We start from the raw sequence: 12,662 nt of genomic DNA on the forward strand, positions 1-12,662 counted from the left end.
ACACACCCGGCGACCCCCGGTGACGCTTGCCACGCGCGGCCGGAGCCGCGGCACGACGGCTACGCTGCCGTCGCGCTCCCCGCGGCCGCGGATCCGCCGCTGCCCGTCACGCTCGACTCGGTCGCTTCCGGGACAGGAGCCGGGACGGGGAATGAGACGAAGAACGTCGCCCCGCGGCCGAGCTCGGTCTCGACCCAGATCCGCCCGCCGTGCCCCTCGACGATCCTGCGCGCGATGGCGAGCCCGAGGCCCGTCGAGAGCTCACCGCCGGTGCTCATCGTGCTCGCGCGGCCGAACGGCCGGAACAGGTTGCCAACGTCCTCGGGCGCAATGCCGGGCCCCTCGTCCTTGACCGCGATGAGGACCTCGGCGCCCTCGCACCGCACGATGACCCGGATCACCGTGCCGTGCGGGGAGTAATGGATGGCGTTGCTGATCAGGTTGTTGAGCACCTGCTCCACCTTCAGCGTGTCCACCTCCACCCGCTGCACCTCGCTCGGGCTCTCGAAGCGGAGCTCCATGTTCTTGCGGCTCGCGAGCACCGTGTTGAGGCCGACGTTTGCCTCCACCAGCTGGACGAGATCGGCGCTCCGCTTGTCCAGGTTCAGCTTGCCGGACTCGATGGTCGAGATCTCGAGGAGATCGTTGAGGAGCGAGAGCATGAAGTGGCTCGACGTTCGGATCTTGTCGACGATCTCGAACTCTTCCTTGTTCATGCGCTGACGCTGGGTGAACAGCAAGAAGTCGCTGTACCCCATGATCACCCCGAGCGGGTTCCGGAGGTCGTGCGCGGCGATCCCCACGAACGCGTTCTTCTCCTCGTTGAGCCGCTGGAGCTCGGCGTTCTTTTGGGCGAGCTCCTCGTGCATCCGGACGAGCTGCCGGTTCTTCCGCTTGAGCTCGATCTCGCTCGCCTTGTGGCCGATCGCATACCGGATGGTGCGCTCCAGGAGCTGCGCGTCGATACGCCCCTTGACGAGGTAGTCCGTGGCACCGGCGCTCATCGCGGCGACGTCGATCTCGCGATCGCTCGCGCCGGTCAGCATGATGATCGGGATCGCACAGCCCGGTGGGTGGACCGCCTCCAGGATCTCGATGCCGGTGCAGCCGTCGAGGCGGTAATCGAGGAGGCAGACATCGTATCGTCCTTCCTTGAGCGCGCCGAGCGCGGCCTCACAGGTGCTCACCCACGTGACGTCGTAGCGTGTGCCTCGGACCTCGGCGAGGATGTCTTTGACGAGGAGACAGTCTTCCTCGTCGTTGTCAACCAGAAGAACCTTGATCGTTCCCGTATTCATGCGCGTGCTCGACGTCCGGCGGGAGCTCGACGATCTCGAACCAGTAGTTCCCTAGCGCCTTCATGACCGCGGTCATCCCCGCGAACGTGACCGGCTTCGAGATGAACGAGTTGACCCCGAGATCGTAAGATCGATAGATATCCTCCTCCGCCTTCGAGGTGGTGAGCACGATGATGGGGATCCTCCGGAGATCCGGGTCGTGCTTGATCTCGGCGAGCGCCTCGCGGCCGTTCTTCCGCGGCATGTTCAGGTCGAGCAGGATGAGCCCCGGGCGGGGCGACACCTCCGGATCCGCGAAGCGCCCGTGCCGGCGGAGGTAGTCCATGAGCTCCTCGCCGTCGTTGACGAAGTGCAGATTGTTCAGGAGCCGCGCCTCGTCGAGCGCCTCCTGGACGAGGAGCTGGTCGTCGAGATCATCGTCGGCGTAGAGGATGGTGATGGATCGCTTGCTCAGGGTCATGTCTCCCCCGCGTGGCGCCCCGTGCTCGCCCGTGCGGGCGCCGCCTCGGCCTGCTGTGGCTTCATGTTCTTGCCTGCACCGTCGGTCCGGCTCGGGTGGGTCATGGGGAGCCGGATGACGAAGTCGCTGCCGCGCCCTGGCTCGCTCTTCACCTGAATGCTGCCGTGATGGCGCTCCGCGATCTTCTTGCAGATCGCCAGGCCGATCCCCGTCCCCTCGTACTCGGCGCGCGGATTCAGCCGCTCGAAGACCGTGAAGATGCGCTCGGAATACTTCGGATCGATGCCGATCCCATTGTCCTCCACATGGAGCTCGTAGATCGCCGGAGCGCCCGCCTCGCCCGCGTCTTCCACGCGTCCCCAGATCTTCACCCGGGGCGGGACGCCCTTGCCATGGAACTTCAGCGCATTGCCGAGCAAGTTCTGAAAGAGCTGACGCATCTGCACCGAGTCGCCGTCGATCGTCGCCAGCTCGCCCACGTCGATCTTCCCCCCGCTCCGCTCGATGGCCACCTCCAGATCCGAGAGCGCCGCCTGGACGACCTGGTCGAGCTTCACGACCTCGAACGGCTTGCCCCTCGTCGTCAGGCGGGAGAACTCCAGGAGATCGCTGACGAGGAGCTGCATCCGCCGCGCGGCGCTCTGCATCCGCTCGAGGTAATCGCGGCCGCGCTCGTCCAGCGCCTCGCTGCACCGCTCCTTGAGGCGATCGCCGAAGGCCACGATCTTCCGGAGCGGCTCCTGGAGATCGTGCGATGAGACATAGGCGAACTGCTCGAGCTCCCGGTTGCGCTGCTCGAGCTCCACGTTCTTCCTCCCGATGTCGGCCTGGAGCACCTCGAGGTGACACGCGTAGGTGCGGAGCCGCTCCTCGGTCTGCCTCTGCAGCGAGATGTCGCGCAGGGCGGCCGTCACCAGGAGGCCGCGCGGCGTGGTGAGCGGGCTCAGCTTGATGTCGGCCGGGAACTCTGTCCCATCCTTGCGCCGGGCCATGATGTTCAGCGCCTGTCCCATGGGCCGGCCGTGTGGGTTCCGGGTGTACCGGTCCCGCTGGCCCTTGTGCCGGTCGCGGAGCTCTACCGGCGTGAGCACGTCCACCGACCGGCCGAGGAGCTCCTCGCGCGCGTAGCCGAAGATCTGCTCGGCCTCGCCGTTGACGTAGACGATCGTTCCGCGCTCATCGACCACGATCATCGCGTCGGGCGCCGCCTCCAGCAGCTTGGCGAGGGGCACATCGATGTCGCGCTCCGCGCTGGAGGCGATGAGCTCATCTGACATCGTCCTATCCATGGGAGCCGACAATTATAGCACGAACAGTGCCACATCCTGGAGCTCGACCATGCGGACATGCGCCAAGTCGCGGCACGCAGATCCTGCCGCGCGCGCGCATGCGGTGCGCCGGGCGAGCGGGGCTTTACTCCGCGTCCGCGCGCGGCGGCCGGCCTCGGCGGCTTACCGGTTGGGATGCCGTGACGGCACGACGTCTCTCGTGTCGCCCCGCGCGGCAGGAGCCAGCACGCGGAGGACCTCGCCATACCTCTCTCGAGGCCCTCGGAGCGCGCTCGTGGCGACGTCTAGGGGCTGAGGTCGTACGCGTGCTTCGCCGCCCACACGGTGGTGGCTCGCATGTAGTAGGGAGCGCGGATGCTGCCGTTGCCCTCCCATGCCTCCGGCGTGCGGAACCACAGGCCGTCGGTCTTCCAGATCGTGTCGACCAGGCTCGCGCCGATCTCGCCGGCCTGCGCGGCGAGCCCCTCCTGGATCATGCCGGCCACCACGCCCCAGGAGGTGCCCACCCAGCACTCGCGCGTCTGGTTGCTCGTCCCGTCGACCGAGCCATTGGCGGTCATGACGTTGACGACGCCGCGGGTCCCGCCGTCGAACCGCTTGAAGTTGTTCTCGTAGATCTTCGTGAACGCCGACACGGCGTGGCTCGGGTCGACGATCGGCGGCAGCCCCAGGGCGCGCGCGTACCACTGGCCTGCGAGCTGGTCCGACATGATCCGGCTCGTGTCCCGGCTCCCCGTGTCGATCTTGTAATACGCCCCCGTCCAGAGCTTCGACTCGAAGCCGCCCTTGGCCTGATCGAACCACGTCTGGTAGGTGCCCGCGAGCGAGGTGTCACCGACCGCGGTCGCCAGCTCCTTCGCGGCCTCGCTGGCGGCGAGGAAGAGGCTTCCGCAGTACGCGGTGTTGCCGTGCAGATCCATGTCGTCGTAGGTCTGATCGATGCCGTTGCTCTCCGGCAGCCCGTCCCCGTCGCCGTCCTGGCCCTTCACCTTCTGCATCGCCATCTTCACGGCGGGCCAGCAGTAATCGAGGAACTCCTTGTCGGTCTTCCCGGTGAGCGCCCAGTCGCGATAGACCATCAGGACCAGCTTGGAGTTGAGATCCTTCCAGTTGGTCGAGTCGCGGTACGTGTACGCGTTCCACTTGCGGAAAACGCTCTCGTTGTCCCCGAAATCGTGCGCGGTCGTCCCGATCGCGCGCGGCCTGTCGGAGCGCATGGTCGTCACGCTGTCGCAGAACTGCCGCACCTCCTGCTTGTCGATGTCCGGCCAGAGCGAGAACAGGGCCCATGAGCCGTAAAAGCGCACGTCCGAGGTCCCGTAGAACGGGTAGATGTACGACTCGAGGCTGGTGAACATGTCCTCGTCCGGGTCGTCCGGCTGGCCGGACGCAGCGCCGGCCTCCCAGTACGTGCCCGCGATGGCGTAGTAATAGAGCTCGTTGAACAGAGCGCCCTTGAGCCACTCCGGGTACTTGGGGTCGTCGAGCACGCTCGCCTGCCAGTCCTGGATCGCCCAGAGCCACGGCTCGTGCTCGGCGAGCGCCTCCGCCGCGATCGTCCACGAGGCGTTCCCCGTCCGCCCGAAGTGGCGCGTGTACGCGCGGTACCACCTGTCGCCCGAGCCCGCCTGCGTGACCGGGATATCCCACGCGAGCACGATCGGCACAATGGCGCTCTTCCCCGGCTCCACCGTCGCCTTGAACGCGATCGCCCCGAGCGAGTGCCCTCCCGTCGTGTTGGCGAGCGTGCCGTCGTTGGCGAGCTCGCTCTGCAGGGCGGCGACGCTGTCGGCGGACTGGTACGAGACGACCACGCCCGGCGCGTTCCGGCTGGCGAGCGTGAACTCCCCCTGTCCCTCGGAGTTCGGCGCCCCTCCGCCTCGGGTGAGGACCAGGCCGACGTCGTCGCCGGAGGTCTGCGCCGTGGCGCCATTGCCGCCGTGATCGTTCTTCCAGGTCAGCATCACGGCGACGTCGCAAGGCGCTCCGGTCGGATTCGTGATCTCCCACCGATAGACGCCGACCGGATAGCTGGATTTCTTGTAGTCGCCCGGGATGATGGGGCTGTATTGTTCGACCTTCGCTTTGCAGGGGAATGCCGCGCCGTGGTAATCGACCCACGAGCGCGGAAAGAGCGAGGAGTACGTCGCCTGCCCCTGGCCCAGGCCGTCCTTGTCGAGGCGCTTCGTCTGCGCGTCGCCCCCTTCGGCCTTCTGGTACATGAAGAAGCCCGCGTTGTTGTCGACGTTCTGGTCATTGCTCCCGATATCGAGGCGCCCCTTGTAGAACCTGCCGTCGAACCGCCAGGTGATCGTCCCGGCCCCGAAGCCGCCGATGGGCGCGCCGTCCTCGTAGACGCCGTCCGTGATACCCCTGCTCCACGCCTGAGCCGGGATGGAGATCGGCTCGCCCGGCACGTGCGCCGGCGGGCCGCCGCCTTCGCTGCCGCCGGAGCCGACCGCGGGTGGAGCGCCGCCGGTGCCCGCCCCTGACGACGAGCTGCTCGCAGGGCCCTGGCTTGTTCCGGCGCCGGCTCCGGTCAATGTTCCGGCACCGGCGCCGCCAGGCCCTGATCCGCCGTCCGACGAGGACGAGCTCGATCCACCTCCTCCGCACGACGCGGCTGTCGCCACGACGAGGACGGCACCGGCAGCGACGACACCCAGAGAGCGTAGTGGGACAAGGGGCAATGTCATGACGGCGAGCATATGCAGATCGTGCGCACACGTCACCGTACCAATGGCAATGCATTCACTTCGTTACCGCTGAAACATTCCGTCGTTTCCGAGGCGAAACCTGATTTCGCGCGTCGCTGTTCACCCGGGCCGCCTTTAGCGCGGCGCGAAATCTCCAGGGCGTCTCCCACGACCCGCACGACTCCAGCGCGCGAGCGAGACCCCTACGATCCCTCTTTCATTGCCAGGCTTGCTCCGCAGCGCGCGGCCGAGGAGCGGCGCTCATGGCCATGTGGCTTTGACCGCATTGATCCAGGTGTCCGCGAGGCGAAAGGCCGGGTCTTGCTCGATGTGCACGAAGCGCCCGCTGTAGCTCGTGGCGGAGCGACCACAGACCTGGCTCGCCGAAACGAAGTTGAGGAGCCTGCCTTGAACGTTGGTCGTCGCGTTCAGCGAACAATCGCTGCTGCCGGGAACGCCGACCCGCCAGGTGGGCTTCTCGGCCAGCAAGTTGCGCTTGAGCTCCAGTATCTTGTCACCCGGGACGGGGGCGACATCCATGCCGTGCGAGGCGAACACGTCCTCCGCGCAGGTATCTCTCGCCATGCCATGCCACTGAACGCCCCACCAGGGATTCGATCCATAAAAGGCCGCGAGCTCCAGATAGGTCGCGTGAAACGCGTTCGTCACGTTGTGGGCCACGTCCGAGACCATGGTCGAGCTCTGGCAAACGCTGTCGGTGAAGCTCGCGTCGCGGTGAGCGCCGGCCATCAGGAAGCTGCGGGATCTCGTCGCCTTGAAGATGCTGACGGCCTGGATCTCCGTCTCCAGGTCCGCTGTCGCATGCGGCGCCGAATGAGCGAGCTCTCGCTCCGCGGCCGCGTCCACGATGAACGTGCCCAGCCCGAGATCGACGGTCCCGTCGCTGTTCCGATCGCCGACCTCCATGAGCACACAGTACCTTCGTCCATTGTTGACGTCGCGGAGGAGCCGGATCCGCGCAGACGACGACAGGCTGGACGGCAGCACGATAGTGCAGCTGCCGCCCATCATGGTGCGAACGACGCTCCGCCACGCGGTCAGCTGCGTCGAGCTCGGGGTGACGAAGATGCCTGAGTCCCTGCCGGGCATCTGATCGCGAATGCACGTCACGAGCGCCTCCAGGGTCGCGCTCGACGAGCAGGTCAGGTCCGCCGACACCGCCGGGCGAGACGCCATGAGCACGCCAGCGCCGAGCAGGAACAGAATCGTTCGTTCGAACCGCATGACAGCGTTACCTCCAGTCAGGGGTTTGCGGGTGGGATCGATCGGCGGTCCTCTGCGCGGCGCGCGGCGCGCCGCGCACGTGGGCACAGGGACGAGGCTCGCCGGGGACGCACGGCGCGGACCTCGGCATTCCCAGATCTTTCAGGCGCGCGAGCGCTCGCCGCTCTCTTCGCCGTCCACGCAATGCTCGCCAAGCAAACTCACCGGCAGGCGACGGCGGGTGCAAGGCGGAGACCGCCACGCTGTGCGAACCGTTCGCGGTCGCCGCGGCCACCACATCGCAGCGTTACCGCCACATCGCAGCCCGGCCACCACACCACAGCGTCGCTCGACCCGGTGAGCCCCCGGGGTGTCGCACGTCATGACAACGGCGCGTCGCTCGCCGGCCGGAGCGGGTTGTCCCGGCGCGGGGGGCCCTCCCTGTCCGTCCTGTCACGACAAGCAAGCTCCCCGAAAACGTGTGGAAATAATGGAGGCCTTATCCTCGGCAGCGTGAAAGTCATCTCGCACGGGCTGCTCGGGCGTGAGACGACCGAAGCGATCGCCATCCCCCTCGGGGCCCTCGCGGCCTCGCTCCTCGTGTTCGGCGCGTTCGTGGCCGCCCAGGGGGTGAACCCCTTGGGCGTCTATCACGACATGGTCCGAGGCGCCTTCGGCACGTGGTTCTCGTTTCAGAACACCCTCCTTCGGGCCGCGCCGCTCATGCTGACCGCGCTCTGCACGGCGCTGCCGGCGCGCCTCGGCCTGATCGTCATCGGCGGCGAGGGCGCGCTCGCCATGGGCGGGCTCTCGGCCGCGTCGGCGGCGCTGGCCGCACGGGCGTGGGGCGCGCCGCCCGCCGCCGTGCTCGCCGCGATGCTCGTCTCCGGGCTCGCCGCCGGGGCGCTCTGGATCGGCCTCGCCGGCGCGCTGCGCGTCTACCGCGGCGTGAGCGAGACGATCAGCAGCCTCCTCCTCAACTACATCGGTATCGCGATCCTGAACCACCTCGTCGAGGGCGCGCTGCGCGACCCGGCGAGCCTCAACAAGCCCTCGACCGCCTCCATCGGCGCCGAGAACGCGCTGGGGAGCCTGCCCGGCCTCGAGGTCCACTGGGGCCTCGCCTACGGGGTGCTCGCCTGCGCGCTCTGTTATGTGCTGATGCACCGGACGACGTTCGGCTTCGGCGCGGCGATGAGCGGCGGCAACGTCCGCGCGGCGCTCCTCGCCGGACTGCCGGTCAAGCGCCTCGTCGTGCTCACCTGCACGCTTGCCGGAGCGTGCGCCGGGCTCGCCGGCATGGTGGAGGTCGCGGCGGTCCACGGCCGTGCCAACGCGTCGCTGGTCAGCGGCTATGGCTACACCGGCATCCTCGTCGCGTTCATCGCGCGGCACAACCCGCTCGCGGTCATGCCGGTCGCCCTCCTGCTCGGCGGCATCGGCGCGAGCGGCGGCCTGCTGCAGCGGACGGCGCGGCTCCCCGACGCGACGGTGAGCGTGCTCCAGGGAATGCTGTTCATCGCGATCCTCGCCAGCGAGACGCTTTATGGCCGTTCCCTCGCTGCCCGCGAGCCCAAGGTCCGTCAGGCGGCTCCGGCGCCTTCGGTGGCATGATGAACGACGCAGCTGCGCTCGGACTCTGGGGCATCCCCCTCGCGGTCGCCGCCGGGGCCATCCGCATCAGCACGCCATTCCTCTTCGTGAGCCTCGGCGAGTGCCTCACCGAGAAGAGCGGCCGCGTGAACCTCGGCCTGGAGGGCACGCTCGTCATGGGCGCGATGGGAGGTTATGGCGTCTCGTACCTCACGGGCTCTGCCTGGCTCGGCGTGCTCGCCGCCGGCGCCATCGGCGCCGCGCTCGGCGCGTTGCACGCGTGGCTGTGCTCGAAGCCGCGCGTCAACGACATCGCCGTCGGCATCGCGCTCATGCTCTTCGGCGTCGGCCTCGCCTTCTTCCTCGGCAAGCCGCTCATCCAGCCGACGGCGCCCCGCCTGCCCGCGATATCACTCGGCTTCTTCAGCGATCTCCCCCAGGTCCGCTCCGCGCTCCAGGTGAACGCGCTCTTCCTCATCGGGGCCGCGCTCGCCCCGCTCCTGCTCTGGGCGCTGAACCGCACCCGCTTCGGGCTCGTGCTCCGCACGGTGGGCGAGAGCGCCGACAGCGCCCGCGCGATGGGGGTCGACGTGAACCTGGTCCGGCGGCGCGCGACCATGGCCGGCGGCTTCCTCGCCGGCGTCGGCGGCTCGTTCCTCTCGCTCTTCTACCCTGGCAGCTGGAACGAGGGCCTCTCGAGCGGACAGGGGCTCATGGCCGTCGCCCTCGTCATCTTCGCGCGCTGGAACCCGGTGCGCTGCCTCTTCGCTTCGCTGCTCTTCGGCGGCGCGAGCGCCCTCGGGCCGGCGCTCCAGTCCGTGGGGATCACCTGGGGATACCACCTCTTCAACGCCGCGCCGTACATCGTGACGCTGGCCATCATGGTCGCCGCGAGCTCCGCGACCCAGACCCTGCGCGATCAGCCCGCCGAGCTGACGCTCGCGCGTTGATCGCGCGAGGCGGCGCGCGCTGTACGAGCCGTGTGAACGGTACGAAACGAACGAAAGGAGCGAGCCCCGCGAGACGAGCGAACCGTACGAGACGAGCGAAACGCTGAATGACAGGAGGACTCGACCGATGCCCTACGTGGCCGCTGATCCCTACGCCTGGCCTTACAACGGCGCGCTCCGCCCCGAGACGACGGCCCTGATCGTCATCGACATGCAGACCGACTTCTGTGGGAAGGGCGGGTACATCGACCTGCTCGGCTACGACGTCTCCCTGACGCGGGCGTGCATCGCGCCGATCCAGCGCGCGCTCGCGGAGCTGCGCCGCCGCGGCTATCACGTCCTGCACACGCGCGAGGGGCACCGGCCGGACCTCTCCGACCTCCCGGCGAACAAGCGGTGGCGCTCCCGCCGGACCGACGGCGGGCGCGGCACGGGCGTGGGCATCGGCGATCCCGGGCCGTGCGGGCGCGTGCTCGTCCGCGGAGAGCCTGGGTGGGAGATCATCCCGGAGCTCGCGCCCCTGCCCGGCGAGCCGATCATCGACAAGCCGGGCAAGGGCTCGTTCTGCGCGACGGATCTCGATCTCATCCTCCGCCAGCGCCGCATCGAGAACCTGATCCTCACGGGGATCACGACGGACGTCTGTGTGCACACCACCATGCGCGAGGCGAACGACCGCGGGTACGAGTGCCTGCTGCTCTCCGACTGCTGCGCGGCCACGGATCCTGGCAACCACGCCGCCGCGCTGAAGATGATCAAGATGCAGAACGGCGTGTTCGGCGCGGTCTCGACCTCCGCCGCGCTGCTGGAGGCGCTCCCGTGACCATGGACCCGCGCGTCTTCTCGAGCCCCGCGGCGAGGCCGCCCCGCGCCGCCGCCCGGGAGCCCAGCCTCCCCACGCCGCCGCCGGCGCTCTCCGCCGCGGGGATCACGAAGCGGTTCGGACCGCTGCTCGCGCTCGACGACGTCTCGCTGCGCCTCGCGCCCGGGAGCTTCCACGCGCTCCTCGGCGAGAACGGCGCCGGCAAGAGCACGCTGGTCAAGTGCATCATGGGCTATCACCAGGCCGACGCCGGCGAGGTGAGGGTCGGCGACGCGGCCCTGTCCATCAGGAGCCCGCGCGACGCCCAGGCGCTGGGGATCGGCATGGTCTACCAGCACTTCACCCTCGTGATGAACATGACGGTCGCCGAGAACCTCGTGCTCGCGCGCGCGTCGCTCCCCCTCGTGATCGACTGGCGCAAGGAGCGCGAGGCGATCCGCGCGTTCATGGAGCGCATGCCTTTCCGGCTCGATCCGGAGCGGACCGTGCGCGCGCTCGCCGCGGGCGAGAAGCAGAAGCTCGAGATCCTGAAGCAGCTCTACCTCGGCAGCAGGATCGTCATCCTCGACGAGCCGACCTCGGTCCTCACGCCCGGGGAGGCCGACGATGTGCTCGGGATGCTCCGGTGCATGGCCGACGAGCAGCGGATCAGCGTGCTCATGATCTCGCACAAGTTCCGCGAGGTGACGGCGTTCGCCGACGAGGTCACGGTGCTGCGGCGCGGCCGGGTCGCCGGCCGGGGCAAGGTCAAGGACCTCACGCCGGCGGCCATGGCCGAGATGATGGTCGGCGCGCAGCCGGCGCAGGTCTCCGCGGCGCGCGGCGACGCGCCCGCCGGGGAGCCGGTCCTGCGCATCGAGGGGCTCGCCGCGAGCGACGATCGCGGGCGGCCGGCGCTCGACGGCGTGACGCTCACGGTCCATCGCGGCGAGATCGTCGGCATCGCCGGCGTCTCCGGCAACGGGCAGGAGGAGCTCGTCGAGGTCCTCGCCGGGCAGCGCGCCGCGCGGGGTGGCAGCGTGCTCGTCCATGGCGAGCCGTACGGCGCCGGGCGCGCGCAGATCCTGAAGCACCGGGTGCGGTGCCTGCCCGAGGAGCCGCTGCGCAACGCCTGTGTCCCCGCGATGTCGGTCGCCGAGAACATCGGGTTCCGCGTCTTCGACAGGCCGCCCTTCACGAGGCTCCGCTGGGGCGTGAGCCGGGCGGCGCTGAGGCGGTCGGCCGAGCGCCTCGCCGCGGAGTACGCCATCAAGGCGCCCTCGGTCGACGCCCCGATAGGCAAGCTCTCCGGCGGCAACGTGCAGCGCGCCGTCCTCGCGCGCGAGCTCGGCATGGACGAGGACATCGAGCTCCTCGTCGCCGCAAACCCCTGCTTCGGGCTCGATTTCGCGGCCGTGGCCGAGATCCGCTCCCGCATCCTGAAGGCGCGCAACCGCGGGACCGCCGTCCTCCTCGTGAGCGCGGATCTCGACGAGATCTTCGCCATGGCCGACCGTGTCCTCGTGATGAGCGAAGGCCGCATCGTCCACGAGTCGCCGATCGCTTCGGCCGACGTCGCGGAGATCGGCCGCGCGATGGCGGGGCACCGATGACGGCGCGGCCCCTCGAGATCGCGGCGAGGCCGTACCCCTTCCGCGTCGCCGATCGGGACGCCGTGGCGCTGCTCGTCATCGACATGCAGCGCGACTTCCTCGAGCCCGGCGGCTTCGGCGCGGCGCTCGGCAACGACGTCAAGCGGCTCCAGCGCATCGTGCCGACGGTCCGGCGCGTGCTCGACGCGTTCCGCGACCATGGCCTGCCCATCATCCACACGAAGGAGGGTCACAGGCTGGATCTCTCGGACTGCCCCCCTGCGAAGCGGGGCCGGGGTGCTCCTGGGATGCGGATCGGCGATGTCGGGCCGATGGGGCGCATCCTGGTCCTGGGCGAGCCGGGCAACGACTTCGTGCCCGAGCTCGCGCCGGCGCCCGGGGAGCTCGTCGTGCCGAAGCCCGGGAAAGGCGCCTTCTACCGGACGGGGCTCGACGCCAGGCTGGCGGCGCTCGGCGTCTCCCACCTGCTCATCGCCGGCGTGACGACCGAGGTTTGCGTCCAGACCACGATGCGCGAGGCGAACGATCGCGGCTACGAGTGCCTGTTGATCGAGGACGCCACCGAGAGCTATTTCCCCGAGTTCAAGGCGGCGACCCTGGAGATGGTTCGTGCCCAGGGCGCGATCATCGGCTGGACCGCCCCCGCCGCCGCCGTCCTAGAAGCGCTCTGATCGATACCCCTTCCAGCGCGGCTGCTCGATGCCCGCTCCAGAGCAGCCGCTCGATACCCGCTCCAG

At 69.0% G+C, this 12,662-nt stretch carries 10 protein-coding genes; 5 read left to right on the forward strand and 5 right to left on the reverse strand.

The window, feature by feature from the left end; translation table 11 throughout:
* Positions 1–59: 59 nt before the first annotated feature.
* The 5 genes from WMF45_RS24635 to WMF45_RS24655 form a co-directional block, all read right to left on the reverse strand.
* The gene (locus WMF45_RS24635; RefSeq protein ID WP_437719275.1) at positions 60–1,298 is read right to left on the reverse strand and encodes an ATP-binding protein; all 1,239 of its coding nucleotides are present in this window, start codon (positions 1,296–1,298) and stop codon (positions 60–62) included.
* A complete protein-coding gene (locus tag WMF45_RS24640) occupies positions 1,264–1,758 on the reverse strand; it encodes a response regulator (protein ID WP_437719276.1) in 495 nt (164 codons plus the stop codon). The genes WMF45_RS24635 and WMF45_RS24640 overlap by 35 nt, the downstream gene beginning before the upstream one ends.
* A complete protein-coding gene (locus WMF45_RS24645) occupies positions 1,755–3,035 on the reverse strand; it encodes a sensor histidine kinase (protein ID WP_437719277.1) in 1,281 nt (426 codons plus the stop codon). Before WMF45_RS24645 ends, WMF45_RS24640 begins: the two co-directional genes overlap by 4 nt.
* Before the next feature lie 296 nt (positions 3,036–3,331).
* On the reverse strand, positions 3,332–5,743 hold the full coding sequence (locus WMF45_RS24650; RefSeq protein WP_437719278.1) for a GH116 family glycosyl hydrolase: 2,412 nt from the start codon (positions 5,741–5,743) through the stop codon (positions 3,332–3,334).
* Between the two features lie 261 nt (positions 5,744–6,004).
* Positions 6,005–6,988 (reverse strand): hypothetical protein, encoded by a 984-nt coding sequence (locus WMF45_RS24655; RefSeq protein WP_437719279.1) that lies wholly within the window; start codon positions 6,986–6,988, stop codon positions 6,005–6,007.
* Between the two features lie 492 nt (positions 6,989–7,480).
* Between WMF45_RS24655 and WMF45_RS24660 the strand changes: the two genes are divergently transcribed.
* The 5 genes from WMF45_RS24660 to WMF45_RS24680 all read left to right on the forward strand — a co-directional run bounded on the left by WMF45_RS24660 (position 7,481) and on the right by WMF45_RS24680 (position 12,596).
* A complete protein-coding gene (locus tag WMF45_RS24660; protein ID WP_437719280.1) occupies positions 7,481–8,581 on the forward strand; it encodes an ABC transporter permease in 1,101 nt (366 codons plus the stop codon).
* The gene (locus WMF45_RS24665; protein WP_437719580.1) at positions 8,581–9,510 is read left to right on the forward strand and encodes an ABC transporter permease; all 930 of its coding nucleotides are present in this window, start codon (positions 8,581–8,583) and stop codon (positions 9,508–9,510) included. Before WMF45_RS24660 ends, WMF45_RS24665 begins: the two co-directional genes overlap by 1 nt.
* Positions 9,511–9,637: 127 nt before the next feature.
* Complete coding sequence (gene biuH, locus WMF45_RS24670) at positions 9,638–10,333, forward strand: biuret amidohydrolase (protein WP_012237046.1); 696 nt, start codon at positions 9,638–9,640, stop codon at positions 10,331–10,333.
* Between the two features lie 2 nt (positions 10,334–10,335).
* On the forward strand, positions 10,336–11,925 hold the full coding sequence (locus WMF45_RS24675; protein ID WP_437719581.1) for an ABC transporter ATP-binding protein: 1,590 nt from the start codon (positions 10,336–10,338) through the stop codon (positions 11,923–11,925).
* Positions 11,922–12,596, forward strand: coding sequence for a cysteine hydrolase family protein (locus WMF45_RS24680; protein WP_437719281.1), 675 nt, complete (start codon positions 11,922–11,924; stop codon positions 12,594–12,596). Before WMF45_RS24675 ends, WMF45_RS24680 begins: the two co-directional genes overlap by 4 nt.
* The last annotated feature ends 66 nt before the right edge of the window (positions 12,597–12,662 follow it).

The organism is Sorangium sp. So ce448, assembly GCF_051520915.1.
Taxonomy (GTDB): Bacteria; Myxococcota_A; Polyangia; order Polyangiales; family Polyangiaceae; genus Sorangium; species Sorangium cellulosum_B.